Genomic DNA, 18,103 nt, shown 5'->3' on the forward strand with positions numbered 1-18,103 from the left:
ATCGCCGACAGACATTTTTCCGTGAGATCTCCGAAGGGGGAGGTCGCATCGTGACGACCGCCAACACCAAGGTTGCCATCAAGCCGCTCGAGGACCGCATCGTGGTCCAGACGCTTGAGGCCGAGCAGACCACCGCGTCGGGTCTCGTGATCCCGGACACCGCCAAGGAGAAGCCCCAGGAGGGCGTCGTCCTGGCCGTGGGCCCGGGTCGTTTCGAGGACGGTCAGCGTCTGCCGCTCGACGTGAGCGTCGGTGACACCGTGCTGTACAGCAAGTACGGCGGCACCGAGGTGAAGTACAACGGCGAGGAATACCTCGTTCTCTCGGCTCGCGACGTGCTCGCGATCATCGAGAAGTGACATCGCGCTGACGCGCCGGAACCGGTGACGGTTCGACGACCCCGCCCCGGATCGCCCTGCCCTCGTCGGCCGGTGGACCCGGGGCGGAGTCGGTTGTACGACGTCGACTAGCAACCTTTAAGGACGAAGACCCTCATGGCGAAGATCCTCCAGTTCGACGAGAAGGCCCGACGGTCGCTGGAGCGCGGCGTCAACGCGCTGGCCGACACCGTCAAGGTCACGCTCGGCCCCAAGGGCCGCAACGTGGTGATCGACAAGAAGTTCGGTGCCCCGACCATCACCAACGACGGCGTGACGATCGCCCGTGAGGTGGAGCTCGAGGACCCGTACGAGAACCTCGGCGCGCAGCTGGCCAAGGAAGTCGCGACCAAGACCAACGACATCGCGGGTGACGGCACCACCACCGCCACCGTGCTCGCCCAGGCGCTGGTGCGCGAGGGTCTGCGCAACGTGGCCGCCGGCGCGGCCCCGATGGACCTGAAGAAGGGCATCGACCTCGCCGTCGCCGCGGTGTCCGCGCAGCTGCTCGAGACCGCCCGCGCGATCGACGGCAAGGAGGACATCGCCGCCGTCGCCGCGCTCTCCGCGCAGGACAAGCAGATCGGCGAGCTGATCGCCGAGGCCATGGACAAGGTCGGCAAGGACGGTGTGATCACCGTCGAGGAGTCCCAGACCATGGGTCTGGAGCTGGAGTTCGCCGAGGGCCTCCAGTTCGACAAGGGCTACCTGTCGCCGTACATGGTCACCGACCAGGAGCGGATGGAAGCGGTCCTCGAGGACCCGTACATCCTGATCCACCAGGGCAAGATCTCGGCCATCGCCGAACTGCTCCCGCTGCTCGAGAAGATCATCCAGGCCGGCGCGTCCAAGCCGCTGCTTATCGTCGCCGAGGACGTGGACGGCGAGGCGCTGTCCACCCTGGTGGTGAACAAGATCCGCGGCACGTTCAACGCCGTCGCGGTCAAGGCCCCGGGCTTCGGCGACCGCCGCAAGGCGATGCTGGAGGACATGGCGATCCTGACCGGCGGTCAGGTCATCGCCCCCGAGGTCGGCCTCAAGCTCGACCAGGTCGGCCTGGAGGTGCTCGGCAGCGCCCGGCGCATCACCATCACCAAGGACGCGACCACCCTGGTCGACGGCGCCGGCGACGGCTCCGCGATCCAGGACCGGGTCAAGCAGATCAAGCGCGAGATCGACGCCACCGACTCCGACTGGGACCGCGAGAAGCTCCAGGAGCGCCTCGCGAAGCTGGCCGGCGGCGTGTGCGTGATCCGCGTGGGCGCGGCCACCGAGGTCGAGCTCAAGGAGAAGAAGCACCGGCTCGAGGACGCGGTCTCGGCGACCCGCGCGGCCATCGAGGAGGGCATCGTCGCCGGCGGCGGCACCGCCCTGGTGCACGCGGTCTCCGTGCTCGCCGACAACCTCGGCCAGACCGGCGACATCGCGACCGGCGTCTCGGTCGTGCGTCGCGCCGCGGTCGAGCCGCTGCGCTGGATTGCCGAGAACGCGGGCCTCGAGGGCTACGTGATCGTCAACAAGGTGCAGGAGCTCGGCATCGGGCACGGCTTCAACGCCGCGACCGGCGAGTACGGCAACCTGGTCGACTCGGGTGTCATCGACCCGGTCAAGGTGACCCGTTCCGCGCTGCAGAACGCCGCGTCGATCGCGTCGCTCCTGCTCACCACGGAGACCCTGGTCGTCGAGAAGCCGGCCGAGGAAGAGCCCGCCGCGCACGGCGGCCACGGCCACTCGCACTAGTTCCGGTAGTTACATCCCGTTCCACCCGCTGCACCCTCGACGGGCCCGACCGCTTCCCGCGGTCGGGCCCGTCGGCCTTTCTCGTCCCGGCCGGATCTGCGAGAGTGCCCGCAGCCGGATTCCTGACGGACCGTCAGGAATCCGGCTGCGGGCGACTGCCGTCGAGCACCACCGAAGGAGAGACATGGGTACCTACGCGATCACCGGCGCGGCCTCGGGTCTGGGCGCCGCGACCAAGGCCCGCCTGGAGGCGGACGGTCACCGGGTCGTCGGCGTCGACCTGCGCGACGCCGACGTCACCGCGAACCTGGGCACCGCCGAGGGGCGCGCCGAGGCGATCGCGAGGATCACCGAGCTGTCCGACGGCGTCCTGGACGGCTTCGTACCGTTCGCCGGCCTCGCGGCGGCCACCGGGCGGCCGGGCGGGCTGCTGGTGTCGGTGAACTACTTCGGCGCGATCGTGCTCCTGGAGGGGCTGCGTCCGCTGCTCGCGGCCGGTACGAACGCCTCCGTCGTGCTGATCGGCTCCAACTCCTCGACCGCCCAGCCGAACTGGCCGGTGGAGGTGGCCGAGCTGTGTCTGGCGGGCGACGAGGCGGGCGCGAGCAGGGCCACCGAGGCGTTCGGGGAGTTCGCCGCCGTGCAGGCCTACCCGGCGACCAAGGCGGCGCTGGCCTGGTACGCCCGGACCAAGAGCGCCGAGTACATCGCCGACGGCATCCGGCTCAACGCGATCGCGCCCGGCCTGATCGAGACGCCGATGACGGTCGAGGGCGGCAAGGACCCGCTGACCGCCGAGGGCATGGCGATGTTCCGGAACACCATCCCGGCCGGTCGCGGCGGGCGCCCGGAGGAGATCGCCGCGCTGGTGGCGTTCCTGCTCGGCGGCGAGTCGACCTTCTTCGTCGGCTCGGTGGTCTTCTGCGACGGCGGCACCGACGCGGCGTTCCGCGGCCGGGACTGGCCGAGGATGTGGGAGCTGGACATGTCCGCGCTCGGCTAGGCCCTGTCCGGGGCGTGTTTTCAAGCCTGGGCGACACGTGCAGCCCGTGCTCGTGGCGAAGCTCGGCGGCCCGCCCCGATCGGGGCGGGCCGCCGAGCTTCCTGGTGGGTGTGTCGGGCCTCAGTGCGTCACGGACGCGGCGCCGGCCGCCGCCGCCCGTTCCGCGGCGACCCCGTGTCGGCGGTCGCTGTCGAGTTCGACCCGTTCGTCCTCGGTGAGTCCGCCCCATACGCCATACGGCTCGCGCACCTTCAGGGCGTGCGTGGCGCACTGGCGACGGACCGGGCACCGCATGCAGACTTCCTTGGCCGAGGCCTCCCGGGCGACCCTGGCGGCGCCTCGTTCGCCTTCGGGATGGAAGAACAGTGCGCTGTCGACTCCGCGACAGGCTGCCGAGAGCTGCCAGTCCCACAGATCGGCGTTGGGGCCGGGGAGTCGCGAGAAATCAGCCATGACTCGTCCCTCTGCTTATCGCGTACGAGTTGTCGGTGAGCAGGGATGCCACCTCGTGGTGCAGACCGTGCAGAACAGTCGTGATCAAGCGATCAGAAGTAGGTGCGACTGTGTCACGAAATGATCAGTTCCAATCCTAATTCCCACTTATGCATTGAAAGCAGAAAAAATTACCCACTCTGGTGGCGTATGCGGCCACCCGGGCGGTGTGGCTCCGTGCGGCGCGGTGGGAGTGGGGGAAGGATGCGATGAATAGTGACGGTGTGTGCTTGAAGCGTCACTCTTGCGTGTCCTTCCGTGTGGTCGCCTCGTTGTCGTACCGGCGGAGCGGAACTCCCCCCGTAACCCTTTCGAGTGATGCTCGTTGGGGTGGGTGAAGCGGATGGCGACGAAGGCGGTCGGGGTCAGGCCCCGATGCAGCGTCCTTCGGGACCGCCGCAAAGGAAACGGTACGTACAGGCGTGGAGGCTCAACGTGACGCGGATCCACTGCGGAGGCCGGCGATGACGACCGTCCTGGTCTGCGACGATTCCCCGCTGGTTCGGGAGACCCTGCGGCGGGCGGTGGCCACGGTCCCCGGCGTCGAGAGGGTGACGACGGCCACGAGTGGCGAGGAGGTACTGCGGCGCTGGGGCGCGGAGCGGTCCGATCTCGTCCTCATGGACGTGCGGATGCCCGGGCTCGGCGGCGTCGAGGCGGTGCGCCGCCTCCTGGCCGGCGACCCCGGCGCACGGGTGATCATGCTGACGATGGCCGAGGACCTGGACGGCGTGGCCCTCGCGGTCGCCGCCGGGGCTCGGGGATATCTGCACAAGGACGCGTCGCGCGCGGAGTTGCGCGCGACCGTCTCCCAGGCGCTCGCCGACCCCACCTGGCGGCTCGCGCCCAGGCGCCTTCGCTCGCCCGACATGGGCGTGGCGCCGACCTTGACGGCACGTGAGATCCAGGTGCTCGAGGGCATGAGCCACGGGCGCAGCAACGCCGAGATCGGGCGCGAACTGTTCCTGTCGGAGGACACGGTCAAGACCCACGCCCGCCGGCTGTTCAAGAAGCTGGGCGCGTCCGACCGGGCCCACGCGGTCGCGCTCGGCTTCCGGTGGGGACTCGTGCGATGACGCACGACAGCGAGGACCGCGCCGACCGTCGGGGCCCGGGGGCCGGCCCCCCGGGTGGGCACGGTCGGTGGGGACTTGTGCGATGAGGCGCGTGCCGACGGCCCCCGATGGGCGAGGGCCCGTGCGGTGAATGCCGTTGCCCGGGGGGCCGGATGAGTCCCCCGGGTCGGCATGGCCGCGATTCGGTCGCCGATCCCTGCATACTGAATGGCATGGGTGGGACCCCCGAGCGAATGCCGGACGAGTCGTACGAAGCACACGCGCAGGCCGACGACGGCATGCGCGCCGTCGTGGTTCGCGCGGTTCGAGGGGATGTGCAGGCCACCGACGAACTCCTCGCCTACGTGCGGCCACTGGTGCTGCGCTACTGCCGGGCCCGGCTCGGTCGGGTCTCCGGCGCCGAGCACGCGGCGGACGACGCGGCGCAGGAGGTCTGCCTGGCCGTGTTGTCCGCGCTGCCGCGCTATCGGGACGAGGGCCGGCCGTTCGAGGCGTTCGTGTTCGGCATCGCCGCGCACAAGGTGGTCGACGTGCAACGGGCCGCGATGCGCGGCGCGGTGCCCACGTGCGATCTGCCCGAGGCGGTGGACGATCACCCCGGACCCGAGGACCAGGTGGTGCGGCGCAGCGACGCCGCGCACGCGCGGGCGCTGCTCGGCCGACTCCCCGACAACCTGCGCGAACTGCTGGTGTTGCGGGTCGCGGTGGGGCTCTCCGCCGAGGAGACCGGGCGGGCGATGGGCATGTCGCCCGGCGCGGTGCGCGTCGCGCAACACCGTGCGCTGACTCGGCTGAGGGCGTTGGCGGGCGAGGAGAAGACCGCGTGAGCGGCGGCGGTGTGCGGCTCGGCGGCCGATCCGGCACCGCCGATCTGGGCCTGCTGCGCCAGGACGACGAACTTGTCGAGCAACTGCGCCGGCGCCGCCCGACCCCCGCCCAGGATCGGGTGGTCCGGCTGTTCGACGCGCTGCTCGCCGAGGTCGACGGGACCGCGGCGAACCGCCGCCGGGTGGTGCCCGACCGCTGCTGAGCCGGACCGGGAATGACCGGCGCCCGGTGCGCGGTTGTGCTCACCATCGACAAGCGGGCTCGAAGCACCGCGCGGGCCCAGTAGCATGAACCCTCAATCCACCCATCCGCTTGCCGAGCGCGCGTTTCCGCCATACCCGGGACCGCCCGGTCACCGGAGCGGCGGAGCGGTCCATCGGAATACCTTCGGAAGGTGTCATGAGTCTCACGGCCGACGGCGTACCCGAGAAGTTCGCGATGCTCGGGCTGACGTACGACGATGTCCTGCTGCTGCCGGGCGCGTCCGACGTCGTGCCGAGCGAGGTGGACACCTCCGCGCGGGTCACCCGCAACATTCGCGTCCGGATCCCGCTGTTGTCCTCCGCGATGGACACCGTGACCGAGGCCCGGATGGCGATCGCGATGGCCCGCCAGGGCGGCGTCGGCGTGCTGCACCGCAACCTCTCGGTCGAGGACCAGGCCGCGCAGGCGGACACGGTCAAGCGGTCCGAGGCGGGCATGGTGCTCGACCCGATCACCATCGGCGCCGACGCCACGCTGCGGGAAGTCGACGCGCTGTGCGCGCGGTTCCGGATCAGCGGCGTCCCGGTCACCGACGACGCCGGCCGGTTGCTCGGCATCGTGACCAACCGCGACCTGCGCTTCGAGGTCGACCACTCGCTGCGGGTGCGCGACATCATGACCCCGATGCCGCTGGTCACCGGCAAGGTCGGGACCACCGGCGACCAGGCGATGGAACTGCTGCGCCGGCACAAGGTGGAGAAGCTGCCGCTGATCGACGACGCGGGCAAGCTGCGCGGGCTGATCACGGTCAAGGACTTCGTCAAGAGCGAGCAGTACCCCAACGCGACCAAGGACGCGGACGGACGCCTGGTGGTCGGTGCCGCGATCGGCACCGGCGACGACAGCTACCGCCGGGCCCAGGCGCTGGTCGAGGCCGGCGTCGACTTCATCGTGGTGGACAGCGCGCACGGCCACTCGCGCAACGTCCTGGAGATGATCGCCAAGGTCAAGGCGAACACCAAGGTCGAGGTGATCGGCGGCAACATCGCCACCCGCGACGGCGCCCAGGCACTGATCGACGCGGGCGTGGACGGCGTCAAGGTCGGTGTCGGCCCCGGCTCGATCTGCACCACCCGGGTGATCGCCGGCGTCGGCGCACCGCAGGTCACCGCGATCTACGAGGCCGCGCTCGCGGCCCGCGCCGCGGGTGTCCCGGTGATCGGCGACGGCGGCCTGCAGTACTCCGGCGACATCGCCAAGGCGATCGCGGCCGGTGCCGACACGGTGATGCTCGGCAGTCTGCTCGCGGGCTGCGAGGAGAGCCCCGGCGACCTGATCTTCATCAACGGCAAGCAGTTCAAGTCCTACCGGGGGATGGGCTCGCTGGGCGCGATGCAGTCGCGCGGCCAGGCCAAGTCCTTCTCCAAGGACCGCTACTTCCAGGACGACGTGCTCTCCGAGGACAAGCTGGTCCCCGAGGGCATCGAGGGCCAGGTGCCCTACCGCGGGCCGCTGGCCGCGGTCGCGCACCAGCTGATCGGCGGGCTGCGCGCGTCGATGGGCTACGCGGGCGCCGCCACCGTCGCCGAGCTCCAGGACAAGGGCCGCTTCGTGCGGATCACCTCGGCCGGGCTCAAGGAGTCGCACCCGCACGACATCCACATGACGCAGGAAGCGCCGAACTACCACTCGCGCTGACCCTGGCCGTACTACACCGAGGGGTCTCGTCCGTACCGCGGGCGGGGCCCCTCGCCCGTGTGGGTGCCCCGTACCCTTGGATACGGGGATTTTCCCAGCCACCGATTCCAGCAGGAGAGGCGCAACGTGACTGAGGTCGAAATCGGCCGGGGCAAGCGTGGCCGGCGTGCCTATCACTTCGACGACGTCGCCATCGTCCCCAGCCGGCGGACCCGGGACCCCGAAGAGGTCTCGATCGCGTGGCAGATCGACGCGTACCGGTTCGAGCTGCCGTTTCTGACCGCGCCGATGGACAGTGTGGTGTCGCCGCAGACCGCGATCGAGGTCGGCCGCATGGGCGGCCTGGGCGTGCTCAACCTCGAGGGCCTGTGGACGCGCTACGAGGACCCGACGCCGCTGATCGAGGAGATCGGCTCGCTCGGCGAGGACGCGGCGACCCGGCGGATGCAGGAGATCTACGCCGAGCCGATCAAGGAGGAGCTGATCGGCGCGCGGATCAAGCAGATCCGCGACTCGGGCGTGGTCACCGCCGCGGCGCTCTCGCCGCAGCGCACCGCGCAGTACCACAAGGCCGTGATCGACGCCGGCGTGGACGTGTTCGTCATCCGCGGCACCACGGTCTCCGCCGAGCATGTGTCCGGGCGGGCCGAGCCGCTCAACCTCAAGCAGTTCATCTACGACCTCGACGTGCCGGTGATCGTCGGTGGTTGTGCCACCTACCAGGGCGCCCTGCACCTGATGCGGGCCGGCGCGGCGGGCGTTTTGGTCGGCTTCGGCGGCGGCGCGGCGCACACCACCCGCAGTGTGCTCGGCGTCGCGGTACCGATGGCCACGGCGGTGGCGGACGTGGCCGAGGCCCGGCGCGACTACCTCGACGAGTCGGGCGGTCGGTACGTACACGTGGTCGCGGACGGCAGCGTGGGCCGCAGCGGCGACATCGCCAAGGCGGTCGCGTGCGGCGCCGACGCGGTGATGATCGGCTCGGCCCTGGCCCGGGCCAGTGACGCGCCCGGCGCCGGACACCACTGGGGCTCGGAGGCGCACCACCCCGAGCTGCCCCGCGGCCGGCGGATGAACCTGGGCGCGGTGGGCACCCTGGAGGAGATCCTGCTCGGCCCCTCGCACGTGTCCGACGGTTCGATGAACCTGTTCGGCGCACTGCGCCGGGCGATGGCCACCACCGGCTACTCGGAGCTGAAGAAGTTCCAGCAGGTCGAGGTCACCGTCTCGCCCGCACACTGAGTCACCCGCGAACGGCCCCGAACACCACCGGTGTTCGGGGCCGTTCGGCGTTTCGGCCGGCTCGGCGGCCGGGTCGGGGCCCGCGGTGGGGTCGCCGCGGTCCGGCTTTGGGTATGCGGGGAGGGGCGCGTCGGCCCCACCCGAGCGGTCCCGCGGGTGATGATCGGTTTCGGAGGTGGCTGATGCGGACCACGGCGATGGGGCCGGGGGAGCGTGCGCGGGCGCTGCGCCGGATGACCGCACACGAGCTGGACGTGGTCGTGGTGGGCGGCGGCGTGGTCGGCGCGGGCACCGCGCTCGACGCGGTCACGCGCGGCCTGTCGGTGGGCCTGCTCGAGGCGCGCGACTGGGCCTCGGGCACCTCCAGCAGGTCCAGCAAGCTGATTCACGGCGGGCTGCGCTACCTGGAGATGCTCGACTTCGCCCTGGTGCGCGAGGCGTTGCGCGAGCGCGGGCTGCTGCTGCGCACGCTGGCGCCGCACCTGGTCAAGCCGGTGCCGTTCCTGTACCCGCTGCGCCATCGGGGGTGGGAGCGGCCGTACGTGACGGCCGGGGTGACCCTCTACGACACGATGGCGCTGTCCGCCGGGCGCGATCCCGGGCTGCCTCGGCATCGGCAGCTGACGCGGCGTCAGGCACTGCGGCTGGCCCCGGCGTTGCGCAAGGACGCGCTGGTGGGCGCGGTGCAGTACTACGACGCGCAGGTGGACGACGCGCGCTACGCGCTGACCCTGGTGCGCACCGCCGCTGGCTACGGGGCGCAGGTCGCCTCGCGGGCGAGCGTGATCGGCTTCCTGCGCGAGGGGGAGCGGGTGGTGGGGGTGCGCGTCCGGGACATGGAGACCGGCGAGACCTTCGATGTGCGGGCCGGCCAGGTGGTCAACGCGACCGGGGTGTGGACCGACGAGACCCAGGCCATGGTCGGCGAGCGCGGCCAGTTCCACGTACGCGCGTCCAAGGGCATCCACCTGGTGGTGCCCCGGGACCGGATCCACTCCTCGACCGGCCTGATCCTGCGGACCGAGAAGAGCGTGTTGTTCGTCATCCCGTGGGGCCGGCACTGGATCGTGGGCACCACGGACACCCGCTGGGAGCTGGACAAGGTGCATCCGGCGGCCAGCCGGGCGGACATCGAGTACCTGCTCGACCACGTCAATCGGGTGCTCGCGGTGCCGCTGACCCGCGAGGACGTCGAGGGCGTGTACGCGGGCCTGCGGCCGCTGCTCGCGGGCGAGTCGGACGCCACCTCGCAACTCTCCCGCGAACACACCGTCGCCCACCCGGTGCCCGGCCTGGTGGTGGTCGCGGGCGGCAAGTACACGACGTATCGGGTGATGGCCGCAGACGCCGTGGACGCGGCCGTACACGGCCTGGACCGCAAGGTGCCGCCGAGTTGTACCGCGTCGGTGCCGCTGGCGGGCGCGGAGGGATATCCCGCGTGGTGGAACGCGCGGGCCTCGATCGCGGCCCGGACCGGGCTGCACGTGGCGCGGGTGGAGCATCTGCTCAACCGGTACGGGTCGCTGATCGAGGAGCCGCTCGCGCTGATCGCCGAGGACCCGGAGCTGGCGTATCCGCTGGACGGCGCGGACGACTATCTGGCCGCCGAGGTGGTGTACGCGTGCACCCACGAAGGTGCCCTGCATCTGGGCGACGTGCTGGATCGGCGGACCCGGGTGTCGATCGAGACGTTCGACCGGGGCGCCCGGGCCGCGCGCGCGTGTGCCGCGCTGATGGCCCGGGTGCTGGGCTGGGCGGAGGAGCAGTCGCGCCGGGAGGTGGACTACTACCTCAAGCGGATCGAGGCCGAGCGGTCCTCGCAGGAACAACTCGACGATCACACGGCGGACGCGGTGCGCCTGGGGGCGGAGGACATCGTGCCGGGGTGAGGCCCGGGCGGCCGGTGCGCGCGGCCGGTTGATCGGGCGGCCTCGTGGGCACCTTCCCGGGCGTCGTCACGTTCCACCGATGGGCCGCCCGGCGGCTTTCGGCGAGGTTCGTCCGCGAACCGGTGGACCGCGCGAGCCGCCGGACTGGAGTATGGGAAGGGCAACCACCCGATCGCGCGGCGGGGCCGCGGCTGCATGGGGAGCGAGAGACTTGACCGACCCGGAAGCACCCGAGCGTTTGCTGGTGGGGCGATACCGCCTGGGTGATCAACTGGGCCGGGGCGGCATGGGCACGGTATGGCGGGCCGTCGACACCATGCTGGACCGCGATGTCGCGGTCAAGGAGTTGCGGCTGCCCCGCTACGTGGACGACGACGAGCGCGGCACGTTGAGTGCGCGGATGTTGCGCGAGGCCCGCGCGGCGGCCCGGATCGACCATCCGAACGTGGTGACCATCTTCGACGTGGCCGAGGAGGACGGGCGGCCGTGGATCGTGATGGAGCTGGTGCGCGGCCTGTCGCTGGCCCAGGAGCTGGACAAGGAGGGGCCGATCCCGCCCGAGCAGGTGGCCGAGCTGGGGCTGCGGCTGCTCGCCGCGCTCGAGGCCGCGCACGAGGCGGGGGTGCTGCACCGGGACGTCAAGCCCGCCAATGTGCTGCTCGCCCGCAACGGGCGGGTGGTGCTCAGCGATTTCGGGGTCGCCACGGTCGAGGACAGCGCCACGCTCACCCAGTCCGGCGCGATGGTCGGCTCACCGGAATACCTGGCACCGGAGCAGATCGCGGGCGAGCCGCCGGGGCCGCCGGCCGACCTGTGGTCGCTGGGCGCGACGTTGTTCGAGGCGGTCGAGGGCCGACCGGCGTTCCGGCGCAACACGCACGCGGCCACGCTGGCGGCGGTGGCCGCGGGCCGCTTCCCGGAGATCTTCCTGGCCGGGCCGCTGACCCCGGTGCTCAAGGCGCTGATGGTCAAGGACCCGGTCAAGCGCGGCTCGCCGGACCGGGTGCGCGAGCTGCTCCTGGAGATCGTCGAGGGCATGCCGGCGCCGGCCGGCGGCCCGACCTCGGAGCGCTTCGTGCCGGACCGGACCCGGCCGGGCGCGGTCCGCCGACACGGCGTGCGGGTCTCCGGCCATCCGCAGGTCCCGGCCGCGACGCGTCCGCGCACCCCGAGGCCGCCGGGCAAGGCCGGCGGGAGCGGCTACCGGGGCAGCCGGGACGAGACGCTGACCAATGTGCGGCTGCCGCGCGAGGGCGGCGCCTTCCGGGCCCGCTACCGGCGCTGGCCGCGCTGGTGGTTCCGGCACTGGACGACCATCCTGACGTCGGTCGGCATCGCCACCGCCGCCGGCGCCCGCTGGCTGGCCGCGTTCGGCAGCTGGACCGGGATGTACACGATCGTGCTGCTCGCGCTGGCGCTGAGTGTCTGGCTGGTGCTGCCGCATCGGCGGATCTCCCGGTCGGTGCCGATCGCGATGTTGCTCGGGGTGATCGCCGGTGGGGCGTTGGAGGCGGCGAAGATCAATCCTGATCCGATCATCGTCGGCGCGCTGATCGGCGGCTGTCTGGTGGTCGGCCCGTTCGTGGACAACAAGGTGATACCGCGACTGCGCCGGCGGCGGCGGACCGATCTGGGCTTCGCGCTGCCGGTACCGGAGGGCTGGACGTGTACGGACAGCCAGAGCGGCCTCACCGTGACCGATCCGGACCGGCTGATCTCGGTCACGGTCACCGTCGACCGCGGCATCGTGATGGCCCCGGAGGAATCGGTCGCGCATCGCGAACACGGCAGCATCGGCGGTCGCGAGCGGCTGGACGGCGAGGACTACGAGCGCCTGCTCCTGCAGGCCATCGACTACCGGGGCCACGAGGCCGCCGAGTGGGAGTACGCCTGGCGGGGCCAGGACCTGACCACCTACCACGGCAAGGACCTGGTGGTGCGTACCACGTCGGGCGTGCGCTACTGGCTGACCGTACGTGGGCGTGACGACCTGTGGGGCACGGCCGGGGCGTACTACGCACACGCCCGCGAACACCTGTCGATCGCAGGCTGAGCGGCGCCGGCGGAGCTGCGGCGCGCCCGGCGCCGGCGCCGCGCGCCGGCCGGACTCGGCCGATTCCCACGGGTGTTCGGGGAACCTTCGGCGCGGGTCGGACGTCCTATACGTGACGCCAATGACGCGCCGCACGGGCGGATCGAGTGGTGTCCACGGTCTTGGGGAGGACCTCGTGGCACACGACAGCGGCTCGCACGGCCGCCTGGTGGATGGGCGCTATCGATTGGGCGAGCCGCTCGGTCGCGGTGGCATGGGCACGGTGTGGCTCGCCTTCGACGAGTTGTTGCGCCGCGACGTCGCGGTCAAGGAGGTCCGGATCCCGGACGACCTCGACGAGACGGAGAGCCGGGGACGCTGCGAACGCGCGTTGCGCGAGGCCCGCGCCGCGGCCCGGATCACCCACCCCAACGTGGTCACCATCTTCGACGTCGCCGAGGACGACGGGCGCCCGTGGATCGTGATGGAACTGGTCCGTGCCCCCTCGCTGACCGACGTACTGGCCGAGGGCCCGATGGCCCCGCACGAGGCGGCCGAGGTCGGCCTGGCGGTGCTCGCCGCACTGCGGGCCGCGCGCGCGGCGGACGTACTGCACCGGGACGTCAAGCCCAGCAACATCCTGATGGCGCCCGGCGGTCGGATCGTATTGACCGACTTCGGCATCGCCACCGTGGCCGGCTCCGTGACGCTCACCGCGACCGGGATGCTGGTCGGTTCGCCGGAATACCTGGCGCCGGAGCGAGTGCTCGGGCGGCGGCCCGGTCCGGCCTCGGACCTGTGGTCCCTCGGGGTGACCCTGTACCAGGCGGTGGAGGGGTTCTCGCCGTTCCGGCGCAGCGGCGCGATGGACACGCTCAGCGCGGTGCTCACCGACGAACCCGCGCCGCCGAGCCGGTCGGACGCGTTGTGGCCGGCGATCGAGGCCCTGCTGCGCAAGGACCCGCTGGAGCGGGCCGACGAGGACGGCGCGGAACGCCTCCTGATGGCCGCCATGGTCGCCGCGGGCGCCCCCGAGCCCGAGCCGGCGGTGGACGCGCCGCTGCCGCCGGGCACCGCGACCGTCGAGGATCCGGGCGGCGTGCGCGGGGTGACCCGCTCGTCCTGGCAGCCCCCGCCGCCGTCGAGCGCCGAACCCCGGCCGGCGCAGGCGCCCGCGTGGCAGCAGGCGCCGCCGGCGACCCCGGAACCGCCGTTCGGCGCGGTGAGTGGGGCCGATCCGGCCGGCCCGTCCGGCGGCTACCCGATGACCGGGTCGCCCGCCTGGTCGCCCGCCGACGCGGTGCCCGGCTCGGCCACCGCCGACGACCGGCCCAACCCGGTACGGATCGGCGCGCGCACCGGCGCCCCGGCCGCCGACGCCGCCGCGGCGGCCAAGAAGCGGCGCAAGACCTTCGTGTTCGGCGGCATGGTCGCCGCGGTCGTGGCCGCGCTGGCGATCTGGGTGCCGACCGCGATGGGCGGCCAGGGCGGCGGCGGTGGCGACGGCTCGGACTCCGGCGGCAAGCCCGCCGCGTCGCCGGGCGCTCCGCTCGCCCCGAACCCGCAGGGCACCGGCACCCGCAGGGACGTCGCGCATACCACCGGCCCGTCCGGCGGGGCCGGGCACAAGGACACCGGCACGTCCGGCAACACGAGCCAGGGCTCCGGCTCGACCCGCGGCCCGAGGCAGACCTCTTCGGAGACCACCCGGCCGCCCACCTCGCAGTCGCCGACCACCCGGCCGCCGAGCACGACCCGGCCGCCCACGTCGGCGGCGCCGACCGGCAAGACGCCGGTCGAGCCGTCGAAGGGTGGCGGCGGGGCCACCGGCGCGGCGCCGAACCAGGGCGGCGCGAGCACGACGGACTGACCGGGGCCGGTCGCGCGTGTGTTCGGTGTCCGCAACCCCCGGCGCGGACCCGGCGCGGGCGGGCCGCCGCCTTCGGCGCCGGGCATCGGCGCGATGGGTGTGCAACCTGGGCGTGGCGGGCCGCGTTCCCTCGGTGAGGCGGGTGCGCCCGGCGCCCGGCGGCCGACCCGAACCCGCCGGCGGTGCGAGATCTCGCCCCGGGATGCCGATCCGCCCGCCGAACCCGGGGCCGCCGCCTCTAATGTGACGGGTTCTAGTCTGGAGAGACCGGCGGGACCGCCGGTCGAAGCGGGGAGGATACGTGGCACAGACCGGGGGCACGCGCGGCCGGATCGTCGGCGGGCGCTACCGGTTGGGCACCATGCTCGGCCGAGGTGGCATGGGCACGGTGTGGCGTGCCGTGGACGAGATGTTGCACCGCGATGTCGCGATCAAGGAATTGCGGCTGCCCGACCACCTCGACGACGAGGAGAAGGACCTCGCGCGCGAGCGCACGTTGCGCGAGGCCCGCTCCGCCGCCCGGATCGGCCATCCCAATGTGGTCACCATCCACGACGTGGTCGAGGACGGCGGCATCCCGTGGATCGTGATGGAACTGGTCGAGGCCCAGTCGCTCGCCGAGATCCTGGAGACGCAGGGCACGCTGACCCCGGCGGACGCCGCCGAACTGGGCCTGAAGGTGCTCGACGCGCTGCTCGCCGCCGATGCGAAGGGCGTGCTGCACCGCGACGTCAAGCCCGCGAACATCCTGGTCACCTCGCATGGCCGGGTGGTGCTGACCGACTTCGGGATCGCCACCGCGACCGGCACCGCGACGCTCACCACGACCGGCATGCTGGTCGGCTCGCCCGACTTCCTGGCGCCGGAGCGGGCCGAGGGCAAACGCCCGCTGCTGGCCGCCGATCTGTGGTCGTTGGCGGTGGTGTTGTACATGGCGGTCGAGGGCCGCAACCCGTTCCGCCGGGGCACGATGATCAGCACGCTGAACGCGATCCTGACCGACGAGGCGGATCCGCCCCGGCACGCGGGCGGCCTGGCACCGGTGATCGCGGGCTGGTTGATCAAGGACGCCGAGCTGCGGATGGACGCCGACGAGGGTGCCCGGATCCTGCACGAGGTGGCGAACTCGACGCCGTCCCGGCAGTTCGACGCGGTGCCTCCGCCGCCGACCCCGGCGGTCGCCCCGGGCATGCCGACCACGCCGGCCAAGGCGTACGACCCGCACCAGCACGCGCAGCCGGGCCACGACACCGGCGCGGCCCAGCACCCGGGCGGCAACACCCCGCCGAACTCGTGGTCGCAGCCGGGGTATCCGCCCGCCGAACCGACGCCGACGCACAGCGCGCCCCCGGCGGGCGGCCCACCGACCCACCCGCCGATACCGCCCCACCACTCGGCCCCGGCGCCCCGGCGCGGCCGTACCGGACCGATCGTCGCGGTCGTGGCCCTGGTGGTCGCGCTGATCGTCGGCGGGGTGGTGGTGGGGATTTTGGTCACGAAGGACAAGGGGAAGGACGACAAGGCGACGCCTGATCCGGCCTCGTCGGGGCCGGCCTCATCGGTCACTCAGGTACCTCCGGGCGGGTCGTCCGCCCCGGTCACCTCGTCCCCCACCACGTCCACCGCGTCGGGGCTGCCGCCGGCCAAGCCGCCGCCGCAGGGCACCGCCGCGCCGGCCACGGTGCCCGGTTACACGTGGACCAGAGACCCGGCGGGGTTCAGCCTGTTCGTGCCGATCGGGGCCAAACGTGAGGTCACCGGGCAGCAGAAGGACCAGATCGACTACCGCTTGGGCGACAAGGTGCTGATCCGGATCGGCCTGACCAAGGTCGGCAGGAATCCACTCGCCAACTTCCGCGCCAACGAGGTTGATTTCAAGGTCGCCCACCCGGACTACCGCCAGGTCCAGCTCCAGGACTATGCCGGTTACCGGGCGAACTGGCAGGCAGCGGTGTGGGAGTTCACCTGGAACGGCGACCCGCTCGCGACAGGCACCAAGAACTCCGCGCACGCGATGGACCTGGGCATCGTCACCGACAAGGGCACGGACTACGCGATCTACGTCGCGTCGTACGAGTCGGATTGGGCCAAGGCGCACGAGGCGTTCGAGAAGGCCGCCACGTACTTCCAACAGAGCTAGTCCGGCCGAATCATCGGGACCTCGCGGGGTACCGTGCCAACGACCCGACCCACCCCGGAGGTACCCGTGAGCCCGCAGCCCGCCGAGCACATCGACGTCGACGTGATCGTCCTCGGTCTCGGCGTCGGCGGTGAGGCGGTCGCCGGCAATCTGGCCTCGGCCGGGCTGACCGTCGTCGGCATCGAGGACGGCCTGGTCGGCGGCGAATGTCCGTACTGGGGCTGCATTCCGTCCAAGGCGATGGTGTACGCGGCGGCCAAGGCCCGCGACCAGGAGCGTCCCGACTGGTCGGGGCTCGCCGCGCGGGTCCGCGAACTGACCGCCGACTGGGACGATCGGGCCGCCGTGGACCGGCTCGTCGACAAGGGGATGACCTTCGTCCGGGGCAGCGGCCGGATCACCGGCGTGGACACCGTCGAGGCGACCGGCGCGGATGGGGTGCGGCGCTTCCGGGCCCGGCACGCGATCGTGGTCGGCACCGGCACCAAGGCGTTCGTACCGCCGATCGAGGGCCTCGCGGACACCCCGCTGTGGACCAACCGCGAGGCGATCGAGGCGACCGAGGCGCCGCGCTCGCTCGCGGTGCTCGGCGGCGGCGCGATCGGCCTCGAACTCGCCCAGGTGTTCGCCCGGTTCGGCACGCAGGTGACCATCGTGGAGAGCGGCGAGCGGGTGTTGGCCGTCGAGGATCCCGAGTCCTCGGACCTGGCCGCGTGGGCGCTGCGCGAGGACGGGGTGGAGATCCACCTCGGTGCGCACGCCGAGCGGGTCGCGCACGACGGCAAGCTGTTCACCCTGTCCCTGTCGGACGGCCGCGCGATCGAGGCGGAGCGGCTCCTGGTGGCCACCGGCCGCCGGGTGGACCTGGTCGCGCTCGGTGCCGAGGCGCTCGGCGTGGACCCGCACGCGCACGCCCTGCCGGTGGACGGGCAGTTGCGCGTCGACCCCGGCGGCGCACCGCCGGCGGTCTGGGCGGTCGGCGACATCACCGGGCAGGGCGCGTTCACCCACGTGGCGATGTACCAGTCGGCGATCGTGACCAAGGCCGTGCGGCACGCGGCCGGCCTGGGCAACGCGGGCCCCGACGCGGACCACAGCGCGCTGCCGCGCGTGACGTTCGTCGATCCGGAGATCGGCGCGGTCGGCCTGACGGAGCATCAGGCCCGGGCCGCCGGGCTGAACGTCCGGATCGGTCTCGCGGACCTGGCCGCCTCCTCGCGCGGCCACATCACCGGCGCCCGGGGCTTCGTGAAGGTGATCGAGGACGCCGACCGCGGTGTCCTGGTCGGCGCGACCACCGCCGGTCCGGCCGGCGGCGAGATCCTGGGCGCGCTGGTGGTGGCGATCCGCGCGGCGGTGCCGGTGGCCACGCTGCGGGACATGATGTACGCGTACCCGACCTATCACCGCGCCATCGAGTCGGCGCTGGCCGATCTCGACACCGCGTGAGTGGGCCCGCAATCGCGGCGCCACTTCTTGTTACCGGCAAGTAGTGCTGTCTAGGCTGGTGGC

Annotated in this window: 14 protein-coding genes; 13 read left to right on the forward strand and 1 reads right to left on the reverse strand. The window is 72.3% G+C overall.

Going from position 1 to position 18,103, the window contains the following annotated elements:
- Window positions 1-50: 50 nt before the first annotated feature.
- The 3 genes from groES (at window position 51) to ABIA38_RS38730 (ending at window position 3,120) form a co-directional block, all read left to right on the forward strand.
- Entirely contained in the window at window positions 51-359 is a 309-nt protein-coding gene (gene groES, locus ABIA38_RS38720; RefSeq protein ID WP_161359282.1) for a co-chaperone GroES, read from the forward strand.
- 135 nt (window positions 360-494) lie between these two features.
- The gene (groL, locus tag ABIA38_RS38725; protein ID WP_424643652.1) at window positions 495-2,117 is read left to right on the forward strand and encodes a chaperonin GroEL; all 1,623 of its coding nucleotides are present in this window, start codon (window positions 495-497) and stop codon (window positions 2,115-2,117) included.
- Between the two features lie 184 nt (window positions 2,118-2,301).
- Window positions 2,302-3,120 (forward strand): SDR family oxidoreductase, encoded by an 819-nt coding sequence (locus tag ABIA38_RS38730; RefSeq protein ID WP_424643653.1) that lies wholly within the window; start codon window positions 2,302-2,304, stop codon window positions 3,118-3,120.
- A 120-nt stretch (window positions 3,121-3,240) separates the two neighbouring features.
- Here ABIA38_RS38730 and ABIA38_RS38735 read toward each other — a convergent pair whose 3' ends face one another.
- Window positions 3,241-3,573: a WhiB family transcriptional regulator gene (locus ABIA38_RS38735; protein WP_424643654.1), complete on the reverse strand. Its 333-nt coding sequence runs from the start codon at window positions 3,571-3,573 to the stop codon at window positions 3,241-3,243.
- Between the two features lie 503 nt (window positions 3,574-4,076).
- Between ABIA38_RS38735 and ABIA38_RS38740 the strand changes: the two genes are divergently transcribed.
- From ABIA38_RS38740 to ABIA38_RS38785, 10 genes are all read left to right on the forward strand, one after another.
- Complete coding sequence (locus tag ABIA38_RS38740; protein ID WP_020549179.1) at window positions 4,077-4,688, forward strand: response regulator transcription factor; 612 nt, start codon at window positions 4,077-4,079, stop codon at window positions 4,686-4,688.
- A gap of 233 nt (window positions 4,689-4,921) precedes the next feature.
- Window positions 4,922-5,515: an RNA polymerase sigma factor ShbA gene (gene shbA / locus ABIA38_RS38745; RefSeq protein WP_424643675.1), complete on the forward strand. Its 594-nt coding sequence runs from the start codon at window positions 4,922-4,924 to the stop codon at window positions 5,513-5,515.
- The gene (locus ABIA38_RS38750; RefSeq protein ID WP_424643655.1) at window positions 5,512-5,718 is read left to right on the forward strand and encodes a hypothetical protein; all 207 of its coding nucleotides are present in this window, start codon (window positions 5,512-5,514) and stop codon (window positions 5,716-5,718) included. The genes shbA and ABIA38_RS38750 overlap by 4 nt, the downstream gene beginning before the upstream one ends.
- A 197-nt stretch (window positions 5,719-5,915) precedes the next feature.
- Window positions 5,916-7,418, forward strand: coding sequence for an IMP dehydrogenase (gene guaB / locus ABIA38_RS38755; RefSeq protein WP_424643656.1), 1,503 nt, complete (start codon window positions 5,916-5,918; stop codon window positions 7,416-7,418).
- 126 nt (window positions 7,419-7,544) lie between these two features.
- Window positions 7,545-8,660: a GuaB3 family IMP dehydrogenase-related protein gene (locus tag ABIA38_RS38760; RefSeq protein ID WP_424643657.1), complete on the forward strand. Its 1,116-nt coding sequence runs from the start codon at window positions 7,545-7,547 to the stop codon at window positions 8,658-8,660.
- 182 nt (window positions 8,661-8,842) lie between these two features.
- Window positions 8,843-10,549, forward strand: coding sequence for a glycerol-3-phosphate dehydrogenase/oxidase (locus ABIA38_RS38765; RefSeq protein WP_424643658.1), 1,707 nt, complete (start codon window positions 8,843-8,845; stop codon window positions 10,547-10,549).
- Window positions 10,550-10,760: 211 nt separating this feature from the next.
- Window positions 10,761-12,602 carry a serine/threonine-protein kinase gene (locus ABIA38_RS38770; protein ID WP_424643659.1) on the forward strand — a complete coding sequence of 614 codons (1,842 nt, stop codon included), beginning with the start codon at window positions 10,761-10,763 and terminating at the stop codon, window positions 12,600-12,602.
- A 175-nt stretch (window positions 12,603-12,777) separates the two neighbouring features.
- The gene (locus ABIA38_RS38775; protein ID WP_424643660.1) at window positions 12,778-14,451 is read left to right on the forward strand and encodes a protein kinase domain-containing protein; all 1,674 of its coding nucleotides are present in this window, start codon (window positions 12,778-12,780) and stop codon (window positions 14,449-14,451) included.
- 301 nt (window positions 14,452-14,752) lie between these two features.
- Window positions 14,753-16,591 (forward strand): serine/threonine-protein kinase, encoded by a 1,839-nt coding sequence (locus ABIA38_RS38780; RefSeq protein ID WP_424643661.1) that lies wholly within the window; start codon window positions 14,753-14,755, stop codon window positions 16,589-16,591.
- Between the two features lie 66 nt (window positions 16,592-16,657).
- Window positions 16,658-18,040 carry a dihydrolipoyl dehydrogenase family protein gene (locus ABIA38_RS38785; RefSeq protein ID WP_424643662.1) on the forward strand — a complete coding sequence of 461 codons (1,383 nt, stop codon included), beginning with the start codon at window positions 16,658-16,660 and terminating at the stop codon, window positions 18,038-18,040.
- The last annotated feature ends 63 nt before the right edge of the window (window positions 18,041-18,103 follow it).

Source organism: Embleya sp. AB8 (genome assembly GCF_049739465.1).
GTDB lineage: Bacteria > Actinomycetota > Actinomycetes > Streptomycetales > Streptomycetaceae > Embleya.